We start from the raw sequence: 19,954 nt of genomic DNA, 5'->3' as shown, positions 1-19,954 counted from the left end.
CGCCGGCAGGACGTCCCGAGCGTCCTTCAGCAAGGATGACCGGCGGTGATCGCACCAGCTTCCCCTCCCCGCGACGGGCTCGATCTGCGCATCGATACCGACGCGGCGATCCGCGAAATATGCAACTACATCTCGGGCATCGTGACCCGGGACGCCACCCACGGGGTCCTCATGGGGATGAGCGGCGGGCTCGACAGCTCGGTGCTCGCAACGCTGGCGGTCCGCGCGGTCGGACCCGGGTCCGTCTACCTCGTCACCCTGCCGGACCGCGTCAGCTCTCCCGACACCGTGAGACGGGCGAAGATCATGGCTGACTGGCTCGGGACGGAGCTGAAGGTGCGCGATATCACCGCCGAGATGCGCGCGCGCGGCGTCTACGCGCCGCTCTTCCTGAAGGCGCTCGAGATATCGTCCGTGGTCGCGCGGCTCAGCGTCTCGATCTATCGCGCGGTGTGCGGCGAGAACCCGTTCCTCTCCTCGCTGAAGGACGGCGGCGGGAAGCCCCTGCACCCCTGGTGGAAGCGCCTGATGTTCCGGATGACGATCGCCAGGCTCGATGCCGGCTTCCGCGCGCGCCACGTGTTTCGCCGCACGCACCTCGAGAACGAGGCGTCGTGGCGCAATCTCAGCCTGATCGGCGCCGCGAACCTCTCGGAATTCGAAGTCGGATGGTTCGTCAAGTACGGCATCGACGATCTGCCCGTGCAGCCCCTGTCCGGCCTCTTCAAGACCCAGGTCCGGCAACTGGCCGAGGCCCTCGACCTGCCCGAGGAGATCCGCGGGCAGGTCCCGTCGCCCGACATGGCCAAGGGCGTGACCGACGAGTTCGGAATCGGGCACGACTATGCCATCGTCGACCGGGTAATGGACGGGATGGACCGCGGCCTTGGGCGCGAGGGACTGGTGGCAGAGGGCCTCTCCCCCGACGAGATCGACGACATCCTCGCCCTGCGCCGTCATTCCGCATGGAAACGGACCTCGTACCACGAGGCGCCACCCGTCAGCGGTCGCCACGGCTCTCCGCTCAGGCGCAACGAGGGCGAAGGCAGCCCGGGCCCCGCTCCGGACGCCGAAGTCGCCGGCTAGTCGTTCGCCGGGACTGGATCATGCCTCCGGCGCATGGAAAGGGGCGCGACCTGCCGGCCGCGCCCCTGTTGTAAAGCTCCCGAGGGAAGCGCGCAGGTTACTGCGATTCCTCGGTTTCGGCTTCGCCTTCCGTGGTCATCTCGGCGTCGCCTTCGGCGTCACCTTCCGTCGACATTTCGGCATCGCCCTCGGCATCCGCCTCGGCGCCTGCTTCGGTGTCGCCCTCGGTCGTCGCCTCGGCATCGCCCTCGGTCGTCATTTCGGCGTCACCTTGGGCGCTCGCGTCCGCGTCGCCTTCGGTCGTTGCTTCGGCGTCACCCTCGGTGGTCATCTCGGCGTCGCCTTCGGCCTCGGCCTCGCCGCCAGCCTCGGAGCCGCTGGACTCGGCATCCATCTCGTCGCCGCTCTCGGCTGCATCGCCGGAACCGGACTCGCCGCCCGAGGATGCCGCATCACCCGATGCCTGCGCATCGTCCGACCCGGCATCAGACTCACTGTCCGACCCGCCGGCTTCTTCCATCAGCTGGGCGACGGTGACCTCCTCGTCGATGCTCTCGACGCCGGATTCATCGAATTCCTGCTGCTCCTTCAGCGTCTCCTTGTCGGAGGGGAGCACCAGGGCGTTGCCCTCGTCGTTCAGGTCGAAATCCGAAAGCGGCAGCGCCACGGTGTATTCGCCAAGGCCAAGGAAGCCGCCGATGCCCAGCACGGCCGAGGGCACGCCCTCGTTCATCACCACGTAGTCGACCTCGGCGATCTTGTTGCCCTCCGGGTCGAAGGCGGTCATGTCGAGCACGTCGCCGACGGTCATTTCCTCGATGCTGGTGAAGACTGCGGGCGCGCTGTTGCCCGATGCCATCTCGTCGCCCTCGGGCACGGTCTCCGCCGCCATGCCCGACGTCCCGGACTCGTTCGCGGTGCCGCTGCTGTCCTGCGCGAGCGCGCCGCCTGCAAGAAGTGCTGCCAGGGCCGCGCCGGTCGTGAGTTTGCTCAGTTTCATCTGATCCTCCATCGGATGGTTATCGGTCGTTCGATACCCGGATAAGAGGATTGCGGGCCCCGTCGTTCCGGCGAGGGGCCCGATCGGGGGAATCCGGCAGGCCACCGCCAGATTCCGCATATGCACCAAGCCGGTTCCCGCCGGCGCAGTGACCGGCGGGATGTCGCTTTCAATCCGCGCGCGCGGCCTGCTTGAGCAGGTCTATGTTGATCTCGATGCTCGAGATGTCGTCCTCGCGCTCCATGCGGATGTCGACGGCGTCGCCCTCGACATGGACGTGCTTCTTGATTGCGGCGAGGATGTCGCGCTGCAGCAGCGGCAGGTAGTCCGGCCCCGACCCGGACCCCTCCGTGCCGCGCTCGTGCGCCAGCAGGATCTGCAGCCGGTCCTTGGCAGTCTGGGCCGACTTCGCCTTGCGGGATCTGAAGTTGAAACCGAACATGCTCATGCCGTGCGTCCGAAGATCCGCTGGAAGAAGCCCGGACGATCCTCGCCTTCGATCCTGATCTCGATCTGCTCGCCGGTCAGCCGTGCCACGGCTTCCTCGTAGGCGGTCGCCGCGCGCGACTTGTCGCCCATGACCACCGGCACGCCCTCGTTCGAGGCGCGCAGCACCGCAGGGCTTTCGGGGATCACGCCCAGCAGCGGGATCGCGAGGATCTCGAGCACGTCCTCGACGGTCATCATCTCGCCGTCGCCGCTGCGCTTGGGGTCGAAGCGCGTCAGCAGGAGGTGCGCGTTGATCGGCTCGGCGCCGTCTTCCTCGGCGCGGCGGGTCTTGCTGTTCAGCAGGCCCAGCATGCGGTCGCTGTCACGCACCGAGGAGACCTCGGGATTGGTCACCAGCACCGCCTCGTCGGCATAGTACATCGCCAGCTGCGCGCCGCGCTCGATCCCGGCGGGGCTGTCGCAGACGATGTAGTCGAACTCCTCGCGCAGCTCGTCCAGCACCTTGCCCACGCCCTCGCGGGTCAGCGCGTCCTTGTCGCGCGTCTGCGAGGTCGGCAGAACCGACAGGTTCTCGAGCCGACGATCCTTGATGAGCGCCTGCTTCAACTTGGCGTCGCCCTGGATCACGTTGATGAAATCGAAGACCACGCGGCGCTCGCACCCCATGATCATGTCGAGGTTTCGCAGGCCCACGTCGAAATCGATGACGACGGTCTTGTGACCCTGCTTGGCAAGTCCGGCACTTATGGCGGCGGCCGAGGTGGTCTTGCCCACCCCGCCCTTCCCGGACGTGACGACGATGACTTTGCTCACTTACGGCTCCTTTGGTTCGGTCGCGGATCAGAGCGGTTCGACACGCAGCCGCTCGTCCTCGAGAAACACCTGCACGGGCTGGTTACGATGCGCATCGCCGAGGTTCTCGCTGGTGCGGTAGAGCCCCGCGACCGCCAAGAGCTCGGCGTCAAGGTTCTGGCAGAAGATCCGGGCGGTCTCGTCGCCGTGCGCGCCCGCCATGGCGCGGCCGCGCAGCCGGCCATAGACGTGGATGCTACCGCGCGCGACCAGTTCGGCGCCCGAGCTGACGGGCCCGATCACGGTCAGGTCGCCGTCCTCGGCCACCACCATCTGCCCCGAGCGCACCGGCCGCGTGATGATCCGGTTCTTGAGCACGGGCGCCTTGGCCGGCGCGGCGGAACGGGTCTGCCGCTCGGTGCTGCGCAGCGGCGCGTCGCGCCCGCCGGTCACGGTGATGAGGCCCATCGCCTCGGCCTGGATGCGCTGCGCCTCGCTCGCGCCCTGCACTCCGAAGACGGCCAGCTTGCGCGCGCGCAGCGTCTCGATCAGCCGCCGCACGTCGTCGGGACCGACGCGGTCCTCGGCCAGCGCGAGGTCGAGCACCACCGGCGCATCGACGAAGAAATTCGGCGTCTGGTCGAGACGGAAATCGAGGAATTCGACGAAATCGTCGTCCGGGGGGCCGGAGACGCGGACCGCGACTGCGGTCAGGAACCGCCCGCGGAACTGGATGGGTTTGACGGTCGAAACGACGGAGTCGCCCCGGCCGCTCGCGACATTGGCTTGCACGTCGGAGTCTCTGCCTCTGCTCGGTTTCGGCGCGATTCGGTCCCGCCTTGTTGTTTCCCCCTCCTAGCCGTCAAGAGCGGGCTACGCCACCGTTATGCGACACCGGGCCCGGCACAGGCGCAACTCTGCCGACGACGACCGGCCACAAAGGAAAAAGCCGGCCCCGCGGGGCCGGCTTCGGAATGTACAGGCGCGAGGATGCCTCAGTAGCGGTAGTGTTCCGGCTTGAACGGGCCCTCGGGCGAGACGCCGATGTAGGCGGCCTGCTCGGGCGAAAGCTGGGTCAGCCTCACGCCGATGCGCTCGAGGTGCAGGCGCGCGACCTTCTCGTCGAGGTGCTTGGGCAGGATGTAGACCTGGTTCTCGTACTCGCCGCCGTTCTTCCACAACTCGATCTGCGCCAGCACCTGGTTGGTGAAGGAGGCGGACATCACGAAGGACGGGTGGCCGGTGGCGTTGCCGAGGTTCAGCAGGCGGCCTTCGGACAGCAGGATGATGCGCGAGCCCGAGGGCATCTCGATCATGTCCACTTGGTCCTTGATGTTGGTCCACTTGTGGTTCTTCAGCGCCGCGACCTGAATCTCGTTGTCGAAGTGGCCGATGTTGCCGACGATCGCCATGTCCTTCATCGCGCGCATGTGGTCGATGCGGATCACGTCCTTGTTGCCGGTCGTGGTGATGAAGATGTCGGCCTGGTCGATCACGTCCTCGAGGGTCACGACCTCGAAGCCGTCCATCGCCGCCTGCAGGGCGCAGATCGGGTCGCTCTCGGTGACCTTCACGCGCGCGCCGGCGCCGGCCAGCGAGGCGGCCGAACCCTTGCCCACGTCACCGTAGCCGCAGACCACGGCGACCTTGCCGGCCATCATGGTGTCGGTCGCGCGGCGGATGCCGTCGACGAGCGATTCCTTGCAGCCGTACTTGTTGTCGAACTTCGACTTCGTGACGCTGTCGTTCACGTTGATCGCCGGGAAGGGCAGCAGACCCTTCTTCTGCAGCTCGTACAGGCGATGCACGCCCGTCGTGGTCTCCTCGGAAACGCCCTTGATCGCGTCGCGCTGCTTGGTGAACCAGCCGGGGCTCGCGGCGAGGCGCTTCTTGATCTGGGCGAAGAGACAGGTCTCCTCTTCGCTCGTGGGCACCTCGATGAGGTCGGTCTCGCCGGCCTCGACGCGTGCGCCCAGCAGGATGTAGAGCGTGGCATCGCCGCCGTCGTCGAGGATCATGTTGGCGGTGCCGTCCTCGCCGCCGAACTGGAAGATCCGGTCGCAGTAGTCCCAGTATTCCTCGAGCGTCTCGCCCTTCACGGCGAAGACCGGCGTGCCGCCCTCGGCGATCACGGCCGCAGCGTGGTCCTGCGTCGAGAAGATGTTGCAGGACGCCCAGCGCACCTCGGCGCCCAGCGCCACGAGGGTCTCGATCAGGCAGGCGGTCTGGATCGTCATGTGCAACGAGCCGGCGATCCTGGCGCCCTTGAGGGGCTTTTCCTCGCCGAATTCCGCCCGGCAGGCCATCAGGCCCGGCATCTCGGTCTCGGCGATGTCCAGCTCCTTGCGCCCGAATCCGGCCAGCGCGATGTCCTTGACGATGTAGTCCTCTGCCATGCTGCAGTGCTCCAGTCCTGTTGGAAACGTTGGTGCGCAGATACCACCAGCCGATTTGTCAGGCAACGCGCATCGCGGCCTGCCGTGGGAACAGGCAGTTCGCTCCGGGGAAACGGCGCGAAAGGGGGCGGTCCATTGACCCTGCGTCACGGTCGGCCCCGGGCATGGCTCCGCCGGGACGGCTTTACAGCTGCGCCTGCGCCCGCTAGCTCATTGCGCCGTCGCACCACGGAGCCCGCATGCCGTCTTCCCGCAAAAAGCCCCGCGCCTGGCAAAGGATGCTCTCGGGCCGCCGGCTCGACCTGCTCGACCCGACGCCGGTCGACATCGAGATCGAGGACATCGCCCACGGCCTCGCCTTCGTCGCACGCTGGAACGGGCAGACGCGAGGCGATTATCCCTACTCGGTGGCCGAGCACTCGCTGCTGGTCGAGGCGCTGTTTTCGCGCATGTGGCCGCGGGCCGGCGCGGCCGACCGGCTCACGGCGCTGCTGCACGACGCGCCGGAATACGTCATCGGCGACATGATCTCGCCGGTGAAGGCCGCCGTCGGACCGGAATACGGCGAGCTCGACAAGCGGCTCTCGGCGGCGATCCACATCCGCTTCGGCCTGCCCGCGCTGACACCGCCCACGCTGAAGAAACGCATCAAGCGCGCCGACTCGGTCAGCGCCTGGATGGAGGCGACGCAGATCGCCGGCTTCACCGAGACCGAGGCCACGCGCTTTTTCGGCCGCCCCGCGCCCGAGCTGACCGAGGGCCTCGACATCCACCTGCGCCCCCCGGTCGAGGTGCGCCGCGCCTTCACCGCGCGCCACACCGAGCTGCTGGAGCAATTGCCATGACCGAGATCCTGACCCGCCGCGCAGGCCCGCTCGACGCCCGTCCCATGGCCGAGCTGCTGAACGAGATCATCGCCGAGGGCGGCACCACCGCTCTGACCGAACCGGTCGCGCGGGAGACGCTTCTGGGCTGGATGGAGGCCGATCCGCGCTCGATCTGGCACGTGGCCGAGGATGCGGCGGGCGAGATCCTGGGCTTCCAATGGATCGAGCCGCACCGCGAGCACGGCGAGACCGTGGGCCAGATCGCGACCTTCGCCCGGCGCGGCCGCACCGGGCTGGGCATCGGGTCGAAACTCTTCGAGGCGACGAAGGAGGCCGCGCGCGCCGCCGGCTATGCCTGGATCAATGCCGAGATCCGCGCCGACAACGCCGGCGGGCTGGCCTACTACCAGAGCCGGGGCTTCGAGGATTACGGCCGCATCGACGGCTACATGATGGCCGACGGCATGGTCGTGGACAAGGTGCTCAAGCGCTACGACCTGTGACCGCGCTCAGCGCGGGCTGCGTTTCGCGAGGATGCGCTGCAGCGTGCGCCGGTGCATGTTGAGCCGCCGCGCCGTTTCCGAGACGTTGCGGTCACACAGCTCGTAGACGCGCTGGATGTGCTCCCAGCGCACCCGGTCGGCGCTCATGGGGTTCTCCGGCGGCGGCGGCAGGTCGTCGCCGCGCGACAACAGCGCGTTGATGATGTCGGTGGCATCGGCCGGCTTCGACAGGTAGTCGGTTGCGCCGATCTTGACCGCCGCGACGGCCGTGGCGATGGCGCCGTAGCCCGTCAGCACCACGATCCGGCTGTCGGGACGTTTCTCGCGCAAGACCTCGACCACGTCGAGACCGTTGCCATCCTCGAGCCGCAGGTCGATCACCGCGAAGGCGGGCGGGCGGGCCGTTGCGACGGCGGTGCCGCCGGCGACCGAGTCGGCGGTCTCGACCTCGAAGCCGCGCTTTTCCATCGCCTTGGCGAGGCGACGCAGGAACGGCTCGTCGTCATCCACCAGCAACAACGTCCGGTCGTCGCCGAGCTCATCCATGGTCTGGTCCGCCACCCGCAATCTCCCAATCCGGTTTGCCGCGTGGCAAGGGTCATATCCTGCCCCTTGCATGCGGTCAAACTAGGCGAGTTCACGCCGACGTCGATTCCGACGCGGCGTCGGGTCGATCACAGACGGTCGAGGAAGCAGGCAGCACGGTCGGCCGCCTCTTCAGCCGACAGGTCGCGGCGCAGGTAGTCGAGGAATCCCTCCCCGGGCACGACCAGGTAGGTGAAGGTCGAATGGTCCATGAGGTAGTATTCGTCGCCGGTGTCGTTCTTCTTGTAGTAGGTCCGGTAGGCCTGGCTCGCGGCCTTGATCTGCTCGGGCGAGCCGGTCAGCCCGATCATGTCCTCGCTGATGTTGTCCGCGAAGTCGCCCACCACCTCGGGTGTGTCGCGCTCCGGGTCGATCGAGACGAAGACCGTCTGCGCGTCGTGGCCGCGATCCTGCAGCAGGTCGACCGCGTCGGCGTTGCGCACGGTGTCCAGCGGGCAGACGTCCGGGCAGAAGGTGTAGCCGAAGTACATCAGCGTTGGCTTGGTGATCACCTCTTCGTCCGTGACCGTCTCGCCCTGCGCGTTCACGAGTTCGAAGGGCCCGCCGATCTGATCGGACCCGCCGGCAATGGCGGTGGCGCGGCAGGGATCGAAGCGATCCGCCGAGTTCCCCGCAGGGCGCCAGAGAAACCAGGCACCGCCGGCCAGCACGACAAGGACGAGGGCGGCGGCGAGGGCTGCGAACCAGCGCATGAGGAATCTCCGGGATCAAGGGAGCGCACAGGGTTTGCGCGCGACGCGCCGTATACCTAACAATTGCCCCGAGCGGATCAAGTGACGAAAGCGCGCAGATGAGCCAGGCCGATCTGGGACTGCTGGGGGAACACCAGCGCAGCAACTTCATCCGGTTGCGCACGATGATCCTGCTGCGATGGTTCGCCATCACCGGGCAGATCACCGCCATCGTCGTGGCCCGCACGCTCTACGATCTGCAGCTCGAGCTGGGGCTCTGCTACCTCGCCGTCGGGGTCGCGGTCATCGGCAACCTCGTGGCCATGTTCGTCTTTCCCGAGAACAAGCGCCTCTCGGAAGCCGAGAACTTCCTCATGGTCATGTTCGACCTGCTGCAGCTGTGCTTCCTGCTGTTCCTGACCGGCGGGCTGCACAATCCCTTCTCGCTGCTGGTCCTTGCCCCGGTGACGATCTCGGCGGCGGCGCTTTCGCTGCGCTCGACCGTCATCCTCAACATCACCGCCTTCGCGCTCATCACGATGATGGTGGTCTTTCACCTGCCGCTGCGCACGCAGGACGGGGTGCTGCTGCGCGTGCCCGATATCTTCGTCTTCGGGCAGTGGACCGCGATCACCATCGCGCTGCTGTTCCAGTCCGTCTATTCCCGCCGCATCACGCGCGAGATGAACGCCATGTCCGACGCGCTGGCCGCGACGCAGATGGCGCTGGCGCGTGCGCAGAAGCTCAACGACCTGGGCGGCGTGGTGGCCGCGGCGGCGCACGAACTGGGCACACCGCTCGCGACGATCAAGCTCACCTCGGCGGAGCTGGCCGAGGAACTCGACGACCGCCCCGAGCTGCGCGAGGACGCGATGCTGATCCGCGCGCAGGCCGACCGCTGCCGCGACATCCTCCGGTCGATGGGCCGCGCCGGCAAGGACGACCTGCACATGCGGCGCGCGCCGCTCACAGAGGTCATCCGCGAGGCGGCCGAGCCGCACGAGAACCGCGGCAAGCAGATCCACATCGAGCAGACTCTGCCGCCCGAAGACGACGGCGCGCAGCCGCAGATCCTGCGCCGTCCCGAGGTCATCCACGGGCTGCGCAACCTGATCCAGAACGCTGTCGATTTCGCCCGCAGCGCCGTCTGGATCGAGGCGACCTGGAGCGACGGGACGGTCTCGATCCGCATCATCGACGACGGCCAGGGCTTTCCGCCGCACCTGATCGGCCGCATCGGCGACCCCTTCGTGCGCCGGCGGCGCGGCGAGGGCGAGCGCGGGGCACGCCCCGGCTACGAGGGCATGGGGCTCGGGCTCTTCATCGCCAAGACACTGCTGGAACGCACCGGCGCCGAGCTGAGCTTCGCCAACGGCGCGGACCCCTTCGAGGATACCCGGCGCGGCACCCCGCGCGGCGCCATCGTCGAGGTCGCCTGGCCAAGGCACGAAATCGCGCCGGACCCGGAGCCCGCGGGTCAGGGTCTGGGCGAGAACCGCCCCATCGAGATCTGACCCGCAATACGCGCATCGTGCGGACGTGGGATCTTCCGCCCGTGCGCCGCGAGGTTAACGGATGATTAACCATTACCACATACCGACGTTAGACGGCTGACGAGTAGGTTTGCGGTGAGCACAAGGTGGACGTGATCGTTGCAGTAAGTATCGGTGCGGGGGCGGGACTGGCCTCCATTCTCGGGGCATGGCTGGTCTTCCGAAGCGAGGGCCGCGACCGTCTGCGGCACGGCCATGCCACCCCCTCCGAAGAGCGGACCACCCTCCTCGTCGAGGACGGAAAAGTGCGCGATGCCACGCGCTCGGCCCGGCGGCTGCTGGACAGCGCCGAGGGCGAAACGCTCGACTGGACCGACGTGCGCAATGCGCTGGCTCCCATATTCGGCCCGCTGCCGGACCGGCCGCCGACACGCCGCGCCACCCTGTCCGCGAGCGGAGATCGCGACATCCAGATGCGGATGCAGCCTGATGGCCCTGCCCTGCGGCTGGAGGTCGAGACGCGGCGCATCTGCCCCGGCGAGTGGCTGCGCATGCGCGCCGATCGCGCGGAGTTCGACCGCCTGAAGCTTGCCATGGCCCATGCGCCCTGCCCGATCTGGCAGACCGACGAGGCGGGCCGCGTCGTCTGGCGCAACCCAGCCTACGACGACATCTGCCAGCAGCTCGGCACCGCCGCCGAGGACGCCGCGTCGCCCTTCGAGATTATCCCGGCCGATGGCAACGAGCCGCAGGTCGCGCGCGTCAGCCTCGGTGACCGGGACGCCCCGCAGCGGATGTGGTTCGAGGTTCATTCCCACCGCGTTCCGGGCGGGCTGATGCACTTCGCGCTGGACATCGACGCGGTCGTCGACTCCGAGAATTCGCAGCGCAACTTCCTGCAGACCCTGACCCGCATCTTCGCGCACCTGCCCATCGGGCTGGCCATCTTCGACAAGGACCTCCGCCTCGTGCTGTTCAATCCGGCACTGGTCGATCTCACGCAGCTCACGGCGGAATTCCTCAGCGGACGGCCCAACCTGCTCAGCTTCTTCGACATGATGCGCGAACAGCGCCAGATGCCGGAACCCAAGAACTACGCCAACTGGCGCGAGAAGCTGTCCGAGCTCATCGCCGCCGCCAGCAGCGACCTCTATACCGAGACCTGGAACCTGCCCTCGGGGCTGACCTACCGCGTCACCGGGCGGCCCCATCCCGACGGCGGGATCGCCTTCCTGTTCGAGGACATCAGCGCCGAGATCGCCCTCACCCGCCATTTCCGGCAGGAGATCGAGGTCACGCAGGCGGTGCTCGACTGCATCGACGACGCTGTCGCGCTCTTTTCGCAGACCGGCGTGCTGACCTTCTGCAACGAGGCCTACCGCGAGATGTGGGAGAGCGATCCCGAAAGCGCGGTCACCGACATCACCATCGCCGAGGCGTCGCTCGAATGGAAGGCGGCCTGCAAGCCCTCGCCGATCTGGCCCGACCTGCGCGAGTTCGTGCTGACCCTGCGCGACCGCGCCTCCTGGGACGCGACACTCGAGACGCACGGCGGCGAGACCGTGATCTGCCGGATCGAGCCCATCACCGGCGGCGCGACGCTGGTGCGATTCTCGCGCCAGCCGGGCCTGCCGGTCCCGGTGACCGAGGTCCGGCACGCGCGGATCTGATGGATGCTTGCCTCGCGGCGCGGCGCGGGTATCTTGCGCCCATGTCACCGCCCCGCGCCGCGCTCACGCTCGCCTCTCCCGAAGACACCTGCGCCCTTGCCGCGGCCCTGGCACCCGGGCTGCGCCCCGGCGACGTGCTGCTGCTCTCCGGCGAGATCGGCGCCGGCAAGACGCATTTCGCCCGCTGCCTGATCCAGGCCCTGCAGGAGATGCCCGAGGACGTGCCCTCGCCCACCTTCACGCTGGTGCAGAGCTACGACACCCCGGCGGGCGAGGTCTGGCATGCCGATCTCTACCGGCTCGGCGATCCGGACCAGGTCGAGGAGCTGGGCCTCTTCGAGGCCTTCGAGACGGCGATCTGCCTCGTGGAATGGCCCGACCGCCTGGGCGAACTGGCGCCGCCCGAGGCGCTCTCGCTGCATTTCACCGCCGGCGAGGACGAGGACGCGCGCCGTCTCGAGGCCGCCTGGACCGACCCACGCTGGGACGGCGTCATCCCGCCGCTGGCCGCATGAGCGACATCCTGACCGGAACACCCTGGGCCGATGCGACGGCCGAACCGCTGGCGGGAGATGCCTCGGCCCGGCGCTACTGGCGGCTGCGACGCGGGGACGAAACAGCGATCCTCATGCAGGACCCCGAGGGCGACGTGGCGCTTTTCGCGCGGCTGGCGCAGCACCTGCTGTCGCTGGGCCTCAGCGCCCCGCGCGTGCTGGCCGAGGCGTCGGACGGCCTGCTGCTCGAGGACCTGGGCGACGGGCTGATCGCCCGGCTGGCGACGGATGCCGGAACGGAAACCCGGCTCTACCGCGCGGCAACCGAGGCGCTGGTCGCGCTGCACGGCCATGCCCCGCCCGCAGACCTGCCGCGCGCCACGCCCGCGCAGCTTGCCGAGGCCACGGACCTTGCCTTCGACTGCTACGCTGGCGGTGCCGGCCGCCCGGCGCCCGGTGCGCGCGACGCTTGCATCGCGGCCTTACACGCGGTCCTGACGACGCATGCGAACGACACCAGTGTCATTGTGCTGCGCGACTACCACGCGGAAAACATCCTCTGGCTGCCGGACCGCAGAGGCCACGCCCGCGCCGGGCTGCTCGATTTCCAGGACGCTCTGCAGGGGCATCCGGCCTACGATCTGGTCTCGCTGATCGAGGATGCCCGCCGCGACGTCGCCCCCGCCACGGCCGAGGCCTGCATCCGGCACTACCTCGAGGCCACGGGTCGCGAGGAAGCGCCGTTCCGTGCGGCGCTCGCGGTGCTGGGCGCCCAGCGCAACCTTCGGATCCTCGGCGTCTTTGCCCGGCTCGCCGCGACGCGGGGCAAGCCGCATTACATCGACCTGATCCCGCGCGTCTGGGGCCACCTGCAGCACGACCTGCGCCACCCGGCGCTTGCGCCCGTGGCCGCGATCCTGCAGGACGCGCTTCCGCCGCCCGATCCCGTCACGCTGCAAAGGCTCAAGTCCCCATGCCCGACGCCCTGATGCTCTTCGCCGCCGGGTTCGGCACCCGGATGGGCACCCTCACCGCCGACCGGCCCAAGCCGCTGATCCCGGTCGCCGGACGACCGCTGATCGACCACGCCCGCGCCCTGGCCGAGGACGCGGGCGCGTCGCGCGTGGTCGCCAACGCGCATTACCGCGCCGACCAGCTTGCCGCGCATCTCGATGGAACCGGCGTGGCCCTGTCGCGCGAAGCGCCCGAGATCCTCGACACCGGCGGCGGCCTGCGCGCCGCGCTGCCGCTGCTGGACGCGAACCCTGTCTTCACGCTCAACACCGACGCGGTCTGGGCCGGGCCGAACCCGCTGAGCGCGCTGGCGCAGGCCTGGGACCCCGACCGCATGGACGCGCTGCTGCTCTGCGTGCCGCCCGCGCAGGCCGTGGGCCGGAAGGGCGGCGGCGACTTTACCCTCGGAAGCGACGGAAGGCTGAGCCGCGGCGGCGACATGATCTACACCGGCGCGCAGATCCTGCGCACCGACCGGTTGGCGGGCGTGTCCGACGCGGTCTTCTCGCTGAACATGGTCTGGAGCGAGATGGCCGCCGAGGGCCGGCTCTTCGGCCAGCCCTACGGCGGTCACTGGTGCGACGTGGGCCACCCCGAGGGCATCGCGCTGGCCGAGGCGATGCTGGCCGACCATGTTTGACCCCGCCCCCGGCCCGCGCCTCTTCGCCCTGCCGCCGGGCGTGGACTTTCCCGCCGCGCTGGTGAACGGGCTGCGCGAACGCATGGCGGGCCAGCCGCCCGAGGCCATGGCCCGCGTCGAGCTGATCGTGAACACAAGCCGCATGGCGCGGCGGGTGAAGGCGCTCTTCGACGAAGGCCCGGCCTGCCTGCTGCCGCGCGTCCGCCTGCTGACGGCGCTTGGCGATCCGGTGGCGCTGGCCGACCTGCCCGAGCCCGTCTCGGGCCTGCGGCGGCGGCTGGAACTGACCGAACTGGTGTCGAAACTGCTGGACCAGCAGCCCGACCTGGCCCCGCGCACGGCGCTCTTCGACCTTGCCGACAGCCTCGCCACGCTGATGGACGAGATGCAGGACGAGGGCGTCTCGCCCGAGCGTATCGCCTCGCTCGACGTGAGCGACGAATCCGGCCACTGGCAGCGCGCGCTGAGCTTCCTGAACATCGTGCAGCGCTATTTCGAGGCCGGCGACGACTCGCCCGACGAGACCGCGCTGCGCCGGCTGGCGCTGGACCGCCTGCTCGAAAGCTGGGAGAGCGATCCGCCCGAGCACCCCGTGATCCTCGCGGGCTCCACCGGCTCGCGCGGATCGACCAACCGGCTGATGCGCGCCATATCCAGGCTGCCGCAGGGCGCCGTGGTGCTGCCGGGCTACGACTTCGACCAGCCGGCGCAGGTCTGGAGCGGCCTGACCGACGCGCTCTCGGGCGAGGATCACCCCCAGTTCCGCTTTGCCCGCCTGATGCACGACCTTGGCGTCGCACCCGATGACATCGCCCGCTGGACCGACGAGGCGGCCCCCGCGCCCGACCGCAACCGCCTGATCTCGCTCGCGCTGCGCCCCGCGCCGGTCACCGACCAGTGGCGCCGCGAGGGGCCGCAGCTGCCGGACCTCGTGCAGACGACCGAAGGCGTCACGCTGGTCGAGGCGCCCGCCCCCCGGGACGAGGCGCTGGCCATCGCGCTGCGCCTGCGGCAGGCGGCGGAGGACGGGCAGACGGCGGCGCTCATCACGCCCGACCGGATGCTGACGCGGCAGGTGACGGCGGCGCTCGACCGCTGGGACATCCTGCCCGACGACAGCGCCGGCACGCCGCTGCAGCTCACACCGCCGGGCCGCTTCCTGCGCCACGTCGCGGCGCTCGCACAGCGCGACCTCACGGCCGAGGCGCTGCTCACGCTGCTGAAGCACCCGCTGACCCACAGCGCCGGCGGCCGCAACGACCACCTGCTCGCCACGCGCGAGCTGGAGCTGCACATCCGGCGCAAGGGCTGGCCCTTCCCGACGGCCGAGCGCATCGTCGCCTGGGGCGAGGCGCGCGACCTCGGCACATGGGCCGACTGGGTCGCGCGCTGCTTCTGCCAGCCGCCGAGATACGGCACCCGGCCGCTGGCCGAGTGGCTCGACGATCACCTCGCCCGCGCCGAAGCCATCGCGCAGGGCGCGCAGACCGGCACCTCGGAACTCTGGCAGGCGGCGGCTGGGCGCAAGATGCACCAGACCGTCGAGACCCTGCGGCGGGAGGCCGAGCACGGCACCGATCTCGACGCGCGCGACTACGCCGACCTGTTCTCGGCGGTGATCGGACGCGGCGAGCTGCGCGAAACCGACGCGCCGCATCCCGGCATCCTGATCTGGGGCACGCTCGAGGCGCGGGTGATGGGCGCCGACCTGCTGATCCTTGCCGGGCTGACCGAGGGAAGCTGGCCCGAACTGCCCGGCGCCGATCCCTGGCTCAACCGCCGGATGCGGCACGACGCGGGGCTGCTGCTGCCCGAGCGGCGGATCGGGCTCTCGGCGCACGACTTCCAGCAGGCGGCCGGCGCGCGCGAGGTCTGGCTGACCCGCGCGCTGAAATCCAACGACGCGGAGACCGTGCCCTCGCGCTGGCTGAACCGGCTGATGAACCTGATGACCGGCCTGCCCGACCAACAGGGCCCCGAGGCGCTCGAGGCGATGCGCGGCCGAGGCGCGCTCTGGCTCGACCGGGCGCGCGCGATCGAGGCGCCGGTGACGGCGCCGCCCGCACCGCGCCCCTCGCCGGCGCCGCCTGTCGAGGCGCGGCCCCGCCGTCTCAGCGTCACCGAGATCAAGCACCTGATCCGCGATCCCTTCCACGTCTACGCCAAGCGCGTGCTGCGGCTTTCGGCGCTCAACCCGCTGCAACGGGCACCCGACGCGCTGCTGCGCGGCATCCTCAGCCACGCGGTGCTGGAACGCTTCGTCAAGGACACGGTCGCGGACCCATCGCAGCTTTCGCCCGAGGCACTGACCCGGCTCGCCGCCGAGGTGATCGGCGATCCGCAGACGGTGCCCTGGCCGGTCACGCGGCACCTGTGGCAGGCCCGCATGGGCAAGATCGCCGACTGGTTCGTGCGCACCGAGCAGGCCCGGCAGGCCGAGGCCGCGCCGCGCCACTTCGAGGTCAAGGGACGCGGCGAGCTGCCCTCGCTGGGCTTCGTGCTGACCGGGCAGGCCGATCGCATCGACATCGACGAACGCGGCAACGCGCATCTCTACGACTACAAGACCGGCAAGGCGCCCAGCGCGAACGAGCAGAAATACTTCGACAAGCAGCTCCTGCTCGAGGCCGCGATGGTCGAGAACGGCGCCTTCGCCGACCTTGCGCCCCGCCACACCGAGCGCGCGCGCTTCGTCTCGATCGGCAGCCCGCCGAAGGAGGTGCCCGCACCGCTGGACGAGATGCCCGCGGCGCAGGTCTGGGCCGAGTTCGAGCAGCTGATCCAGCGGTGGTTCGAGCCTGACCGGGGCTATACCGCCCGCGCCGCGCTGCTGCGCGAGAACGACCGCGCGGAATACGACCACCTCTCGCGCTTCGGCGAATGGGACGTGATCGACGAGCCGACCCGGGAGGACCTGTCATGAGGCGCGACGAGGCCAGCGAACGGCAGGTCCAGGCGGCGCGGCCCGATGCCTCGACCTGGCTTGCCGCCAACGCGGGCAGCGGCAAGACCCGCGTGCTCACGGACCGCGTGGCGCGGCTGCTGCTCGACGGCGTGCTGCCCGAGCACATCCTCTGCCTGACCTACACCAAGGCCGCCGCAACCGAGATGCAGAACCGCCTGTTCCGCCGTCTCGGGCAATGGGCGATGAAGGATGACGTCGCGCTGGCCGAGGAACTGCGCGGGCTGGGCCTCGACGGGCCGCTGCCCGCCGACCGGCTGGCCGAGGCGCGCACGCTCTTTGCCCGCGCCATCGAGACGCCGGGCGGGCTGCGCATCCAGACGATCCACTCCTTCTGTGCCAGCCTGCTACGGCGCTTCCCGCTCGAGGCCGGCGTCTCGCCGCAGTTCGCCGAGATGGAGGATCGCGCCGCCGAGATCCTGCGCGCCGAGGTGCTGGATGCGCTGGCCGAGGGGCCGCAGGCGCATCTCGTCGGCGCCATGGCCGACGAGCTGCCCGAGGCGCCCGAGCCGCTGCTGCGCGCGATCTGCGGCCATCGCGACGCCTTCCTGCCGCCGCGCGACCCGGAGGCGATCCGCGAGGCCTACGGCGTGGCCGGCGTGACCCGCGAAGACCTGCTGGCCCGCGTCTTCCTCGGCAGCGAGGGTCAGCTCGTCGCCACCGCCCTGCCCATCCTGCAGGCGGGCAAGGCGACAGACCAGAAGACCGCCGCCAAGCTCGCCGAGTTCGCCGGCCCCGGCGTCGAGGGGCTGCTGGTGCTGGAAGACGCGCTGCTCACGCAGGCGGGCACGGTCAGCTCGCGCGCGATCACCAAGGACTGCAAGACCGCGCTGGGACCGGATGCCGAGGCGCTCGCGCAGCTTGCGGCTCGCGTCGAGGAGGCCCGAGAGACCCGCCTCGCGATCACCGCCGCCGAGCGCGAGGTGACGCTGCACCGCTTCGCGCAGGCCTTCCTGCCCGCCTACGAGGCCGAGAAGATGCGGCGCGGCTGGCTCGACTTCGACGACCTCGTGACCCGGGCGCGCGACCTGCTCTCGGACGATGCCGTCGCGCAGTGGGTCCTCTTCCGGCTGGACGGCGGCATCGACCACATCCTCGTGGACGAGGCGCAGGACACCGCGCCGGTGCAGTGGCAGGTCATCGCCCGGCTCGCGCACGAGTTCACCAGCGGCGAGGGCGCGCGGGCCGACGTGCGGCGGACGATCTTCGTGGTGGGCGACAAGAAGCAGTCGATCTACTCCTTCCAGGGCGCCGACCCGCGCGAGTTCGACCGCATGGCCGAGGATTTCGCCGAACGCCTGCAACGCAGCGCAGCACCGCTGTCGCGGATGCAGCTCGACTACAGCTTCCGCTCGGCCGAGCCGATTCTGCGTCTGGTGGACTGTACGTTCGAGGGCCGCGAACCGTCCGGTTTCTCGCCCGACCAGACGCACCGCGCCTTCAAGGCGGCGATGCCGGGGCGCGTGGACCTCTGGCCGCACCTGCCGCCGGTGAAGGCGGAAAAGGACGAGACCGAATGGTTCGAACCCGTGGACCGCGTGGGCGAGACGCATCACAAGGTGGTGCTCGCCCGCCGCATCGCGCACTTCATCGGGCAGACCGTCGGCACACCCCTGCCCGAGGAGATCGGCAACAGCGGCGACTATCGTACGCGCCCGGCCCATGCGGGCGATTTCCTGATCCTCGTGCGGCGGCGCGGGGCGCTCTTTTCCGAGATCATCCGCGCCATCAAGCAGGAGGGACTGCCCATCGCCGGTGCCGACCGGCTCAAGGTCATGTCCGAACTCGCGGTGCGCGACATCGGTGCGCTGCTGTCCTTCCTCGCCACGCCCGAGGACGACCTCTCGCTCGCCACGGCGCTGCGCTCGCCGCTTTTCGGACTTTCGGAAAAGGATCTCTTCTCGCTGGCGCATGGACGCGGCGAACGCGCCTACCTCTGGCAGGCGCTGCGCGCCGCTCGCGACCGGTTCCCCGAGACGCTGGCGATGCTCGACGACCTGAACGCCCGCACCGATTTCCTGCGGCCCTACGACCTCGTCGAGCGCATCCTCACCCGCCACGGCGGCCGGCGCCGCCTGCTGGGGCGACTGGGCGAGGAAGCCGAGGATGGCATCAACGCGCTGCTGCAACAGGCGCTGGCCTACGAGCAGACGGCGGTGCCCTCGCTGACTGGCTTCCTCGAGTGGATGCAGACCGACGACCTCGAGATCAAACGCGCCCCCGACAGCGCCGGCGCCCGCGTGCGCGTCATGACCGTGCACGGCGCCAAGGGGCTCGAGGCACCCATCGTGATCCTGCCCGACTGCGCGCAGCCCGACACCACGGTGCGCGATGCGCTGCTCTCGGACGAGGACGGCGTGGTCTGGAAGGCCGCCTCCGACGCGCAGCCCGCCCGCCAGCAGCAGGCCCTGACCAGCGCCAAGGAAGCGGCGGCGCGCGAACGCGACCGGCTGCTCTACGTCGCGCTCACGCGAGCCGAGAAATGGCTGGTGGTCGCCGCCGCGGGCACGCTGGGCAAGGACGGCGACGCCTGGTTCGACCAGGTGCGGCTGGGCATGGAGGCGGCGGGCGCCGAGACGGCGCTCTACGATTTCGGCCCCGAGGACCGGGCCGAGGGCCTGCGCCTGGGCCCCGCAACCTGGCCCGAGCTCGACCACGTCGTGCCGAAGGAAGCCGCCCGCACCGAGGTCGACCTTCCCGCGCATCTCGTCACCCCGGCCGCGCCGCCGCCCGAAGCTTCGGGCGCGCGCAGCCCCTCGGACCTCGGCGGGCCCAAGGCGCTGCCCGGCGAGGAGGGGGACGACACCGAGGAGGCCATGCGCCGCGGCACCGCGCTGCACCTGCTGCTGGAGCACCTCGCCCCCCTGCCCGACCACCGCCGGGCCGCTGCCGCCCCTGCGGTGATGGCCCTGGTCGAGGACCCCCCGCTCTCGACCGATGGCCTGGTCGAGGAGGCGCTGGCGGTGCTCGCCGCGCCCGCGCTGGCGCATGTCTTCGATCCCGGGGCGTTCGCCGAGGTCCCGGTCTCGGCCGAAATCGCGCCTGTGGGCCGCATTCACGGCGTGATCGACCGGCTCATCGTGACCCCGGATCGCGTGACCGCCGTGGACTTCAAGTCCAACCGCCGCGTGCCCGCCGGACCCGGGGAGGTGCCGGAGGGCCTGCTCCGCCAGATGGGCGCCTACGCGGCAGCGCTGGCGGCGATATACCCCGACCGCGTCATCGAGACGGCGCTTCTCTGGACGGCGACGCAGGAATGCATGGCACTGCCTCATGATCTTGTGTCCGAGGCGCTGGCACGCACCACGTCGCCTTGACGACTCTCCGGGCCGCCCATACGTTCCCTGTCC

17 protein-coding genes are annotated in these 19,954 nt (G+C 69.9%); 10 read left to right on the top strand and 7 right to left on the bottom strand.

The window, feature by feature from the left end:
• Positions 1-45 precede the first annotated feature (45 nt).
• Positions 46-1,086: an NAD(+) synthase gene (nadE, locus tag SALMUC_RS11125; protein WP_020039528.1), complete on the top strand. Its 1,041-nt coding sequence runs from the start codon at positions 46-48 to the stop codon at positions 1,084-1,086.
• A gap of 97 nt (positions 1,087-1,183) precedes the next feature.
• On the opposite strand, the gene SALMUC_RS11120 is transcribed toward nadE, so the two are convergent.
• From SALMUC_RS11120 to ahcY, 5 genes are all read right to left on the bottom strand, one after another.
• A complete protein-coding gene (locus tag SALMUC_RS11120; RefSeq protein WP_021120242.1) occupies positions 1,184-2,086 on the bottom strand; it encodes a hypothetical protein in 903 nt (300 codons plus the stop codon).
• A 169-nt stretch (positions 2,087-2,255) separates the two neighbouring features.
• Complete coding sequence (minE, locus tag SALMUC_RS11115; protein ID WP_020039526.1) at positions 2,256-2,534, bottom strand: cell division topological specificity factor MinE; 279 nt, start codon at positions 2,532-2,534, stop codon at positions 2,256-2,258.
• Positions 2,531-3,349 carry a septum site-determining protein MinD gene (gene minD / locus SALMUC_RS11110; protein WP_020039525.1) on the bottom strand — a complete coding sequence of 273 codons (819 nt, stop codon included), beginning with the start codon at positions 3,347-3,349 and terminating at the stop codon, positions 2,531-2,533. The genes minE and minD overlap by 4 nt, the downstream gene beginning before the upstream one ends.
• 27 nt (positions 3,350-3,376) lie before the next feature.
• Positions 3,377-4,120, bottom strand: a complete 744-nt coding sequence (gene minC, locus SALMUC_RS11105) for a septum site-determining protein MinC (RefSeq protein ID WP_020039524.1) — start codon at positions 4,118-4,120, stop codon at positions 3,377-3,379.
• 203 nt (positions 4,121-4,323) lie between these two features.
• Positions 4,324-5,724, bottom strand: coding sequence for an adenosylhomocysteinase (gene ahcY, locus SALMUC_RS11100; protein ID WP_020039523.1), 1,401 nt, complete (start codon positions 5,722-5,724; stop codon positions 4,324-4,326).
• Between the two features lie 239 nt (positions 5,725-5,963).
• Here ahcY and SALMUC_RS11095 point away from each other — a divergent pair, with 239 nt between their 5' ends.
• Both SALMUC_RS11095 and SALMUC_RS11090 read left to right on the top strand, forming a co-directional pair.
• Positions 5,964-6,569, top strand: a complete 606-nt coding sequence (locus SALMUC_RS11095) for an HD domain-containing protein (protein WP_020039522.1) — start codon at positions 5,964-5,966, stop codon at positions 6,567-6,569.
• Positions 6,566-7,054, top strand: a complete 489-nt coding sequence (locus SALMUC_RS11090) for a GNAT family N-acetyltransferase (protein ID WP_020039521.1) — start codon at positions 6,566-6,568, stop codon at positions 7,052-7,054. Before SALMUC_RS11095 ends, SALMUC_RS11090 begins: the two co-directional genes overlap by 4 nt.
• A 6-nt stretch (positions 7,055-7,060) precedes the next feature.
• Here the strand turns inward: SALMUC_RS11090 and SALMUC_RS11085 are convergent, their stop codons facing one another.
• Both SALMUC_RS11085 and SALMUC_RS11080 read right to left on the bottom strand, forming a co-directional pair.
• Complete coding sequence (locus tag SALMUC_RS11085; protein ID WP_198014569.1) at positions 7,061-7,600, bottom strand: ActR/PrrA/RegA family redox response regulator transcription factor; 540 nt, start codon at positions 7,598-7,600, stop codon at positions 7,061-7,063.
• Between the two features lie 128 nt (positions 7,601-7,728).
• Positions 7,729-8,352 carry an SCO family protein gene (locus SALMUC_RS11080; RefSeq protein ID WP_020039519.1) on the bottom strand — a complete coding sequence of 208 codons (624 nt, stop codon included), beginning with the start codon at positions 8,350-8,352 and terminating at the stop codon, positions 7,729-7,731.
• 98 nt (positions 8,353-8,450) lie between these two features.
• Here SALMUC_RS11080 and regB point away from each other — a divergent pair, with 98 nt between their 5' ends.
• The 7 genes from regB to addA all read left to right on the top strand — a co-directional run bounded on the left by regB (position 8,451) and on the right by addA (position 19,921).
• The gene (gene regB, locus SALMUC_RS11075) at positions 8,451-9,845 is read left to right on the top strand and encodes a sensor histidine kinase RegB (RefSeq protein WP_020039518.1); all 1,395 of its coding nucleotides are present in this window, start codon (positions 8,451-8,453) and stop codon (positions 9,843-9,845) included.
• Positions 9,846-9,970: 125 nt separating this feature from the next.
• The gene (locus tag SALMUC_RS11070; RefSeq protein ID WP_020039517.1) at positions 9,971-11,494 is read left to right on the top strand and encodes a PAS-domain containing protein; all 1,524 of its coding nucleotides are present in this window, start codon (positions 9,971-9,973) and stop codon (positions 11,492-11,494) included.
• A 41-nt stretch (positions 11,495-11,535) separates the two neighbouring features.
• Positions 11,536-12,009 carry a tRNA (adenosine(37)-N6)-threonylcarbamoyltransferase complex ATPase subunit type 1 TsaE gene (gene tsaE / locus SALMUC_RS11065; protein ID WP_037371802.1) on the top strand — a complete coding sequence of 158 codons (474 nt, stop codon included), beginning with the start codon at positions 11,536-11,538 and terminating at the stop codon, positions 12,007-12,009.
• Positions 12,006-12,977 carry an aminoglycoside phosphotransferase family protein gene (locus tag SALMUC_RS11060; RefSeq protein WP_020039515.1) on the top strand — a complete coding sequence of 324 codons (972 nt, stop codon included), beginning with the start codon at positions 12,006-12,008 and terminating at the stop codon, positions 12,975-12,977. The genes tsaE and SALMUC_RS11060 overlap by 4 nt, the downstream gene beginning before the upstream one ends.
• A complete protein-coding gene (locus SALMUC_RS11055; protein ID WP_020039514.1) occupies positions 12,962-13,642 on the top strand; it encodes a nucleotidyltransferase family protein in 681 nt (226 codons plus the stop codon). The genes SALMUC_RS11060 and SALMUC_RS11055 overlap by 16 nt, the downstream gene beginning before the upstream one ends.
• On the top strand, positions 13,635-16,565 hold the full coding sequence (gene addB / locus SALMUC_RS11050) for a double-strand break repair protein AddB (RefSeq protein WP_020039513.1): 2,931 nt from the start codon (positions 13,635-13,637) through the stop codon (positions 16,563-16,565). Before SALMUC_RS11055 ends, addB begins: the two co-directional genes overlap by 8 nt.
• Positions 16,562-19,921: a double-strand break repair helicase AddA gene (gene addA, locus SALMUC_RS11045; protein WP_020039512.1), complete on the top strand. Its 3,360-nt coding sequence runs from the start codon at positions 16,562-16,564 to the stop codon at positions 19,919-19,921. Before addB ends, addA begins: the two co-directional genes overlap by 4 nt.
• The last annotated feature ends 33 nt before the right edge of the window (positions 19,922-19,954 follow it).

Origin of the sequence: Salipiger mucosus DSM 16094 (assembly GCF_000442255.1) — a bacterium.
In the GTDB taxonomy this organism is placed as follows: domain Bacteria; phylum Pseudomonadota; class Alphaproteobacteria; order Rhodobacterales; family Rhodobacteraceae; genus Salipiger; species Salipiger mucosus.
This window is presented reverse-complemented; position numbering and strand designations above follow the sequence as displayed.

Bases quoted from the DNA above. Each gene is read 5' to 3' on its own strand.
- tsaE (WP_037371802.1), top strand. From the start codon at position 11,536: ATGTCACCGCCCCGCGCCGCGCTCACGCTCGCCTCTCCCGAAGACACC.
- SALMUC_RS11120 (WP_021120242.1), bottom strand. From the start codon at position 2,086: ATGAAACTGAGCAAACTCACGACCGGCGCGGCCCTGGCAGCACTTCTT.
- SALMUC_RS11055 (WP_020039514.1), top strand. From the start codon at position 12,962: ATGCCCGACGCCCTGATGCTCTTCGCCGCCGGGTTCGGCACCCGGATG.
- SALMUC_RS11080 (WP_020039519.1), bottom strand. From the start codon at position 8,352: ATGCGCTGGTTCGCAGCCCTCGCCGCCGCCCTCGTCCTTGTCGTGCTG.
- addA (WP_020039512.1), top strand. From the start codon at position 16,562: ATGAGGCGCGACGAGGCCAGCGAACGGCAGGTCCAGGCGGCGCGGCCC.
- SALMUC_RS11060 (WP_020039515.1), top strand. From the start codon at position 12,006: ATGAGCGACATCCTGACCGGAACACCCTGGGCCGATGCGACGGCCGAA.
- SALMUC_RS11090 (WP_020039521.1), top strand. From the start codon at position 6,566: ATGACCGAGATCCTGACCCGCCGCGCAGGCCCGCTCGACGCCCGTCCC.
- minE (WP_020039526.1), bottom strand. From the start codon at position 2,534: ATGAGCATGTTCGGTTTCAACTTCAGATCCCGCAAGGCGAAGTCGGCC.
- regB (WP_020039518.1), top strand. From the start codon at position 8,451: ATGAGCCAGGCCGATCTGGGACTGCTGGGGGAACACCAGCGCAGCAAC.
- ahcY (WP_020039523.1), bottom strand. From the start codon at position 5,724: ATGGCAGAGGACTACATCGTCAAGGACATCGCGCTGGCCGGATTCGGG.
- SALMUC_RS11095 (WP_020039522.1), top strand. From the start codon at position 5,964: ATGCCGTCTTCCCGCAAAAAGCCCCGCGCCTGGCAAAGGATGCTCTCG.
- addB (WP_020039513.1), top strand. From the start codon at position 13,635: ATGTTTGACCCCGCCCCCGGCCCGCGCCTCTTCGCCCTGCCGCCGGGC.
- SALMUC_RS11085 (WP_198014569.1), bottom strand. From the start codon at position 7,600: ATGGATGAGCTCGGCGACGACCGGACGTTGTTGCTGGTGGATGACGAC.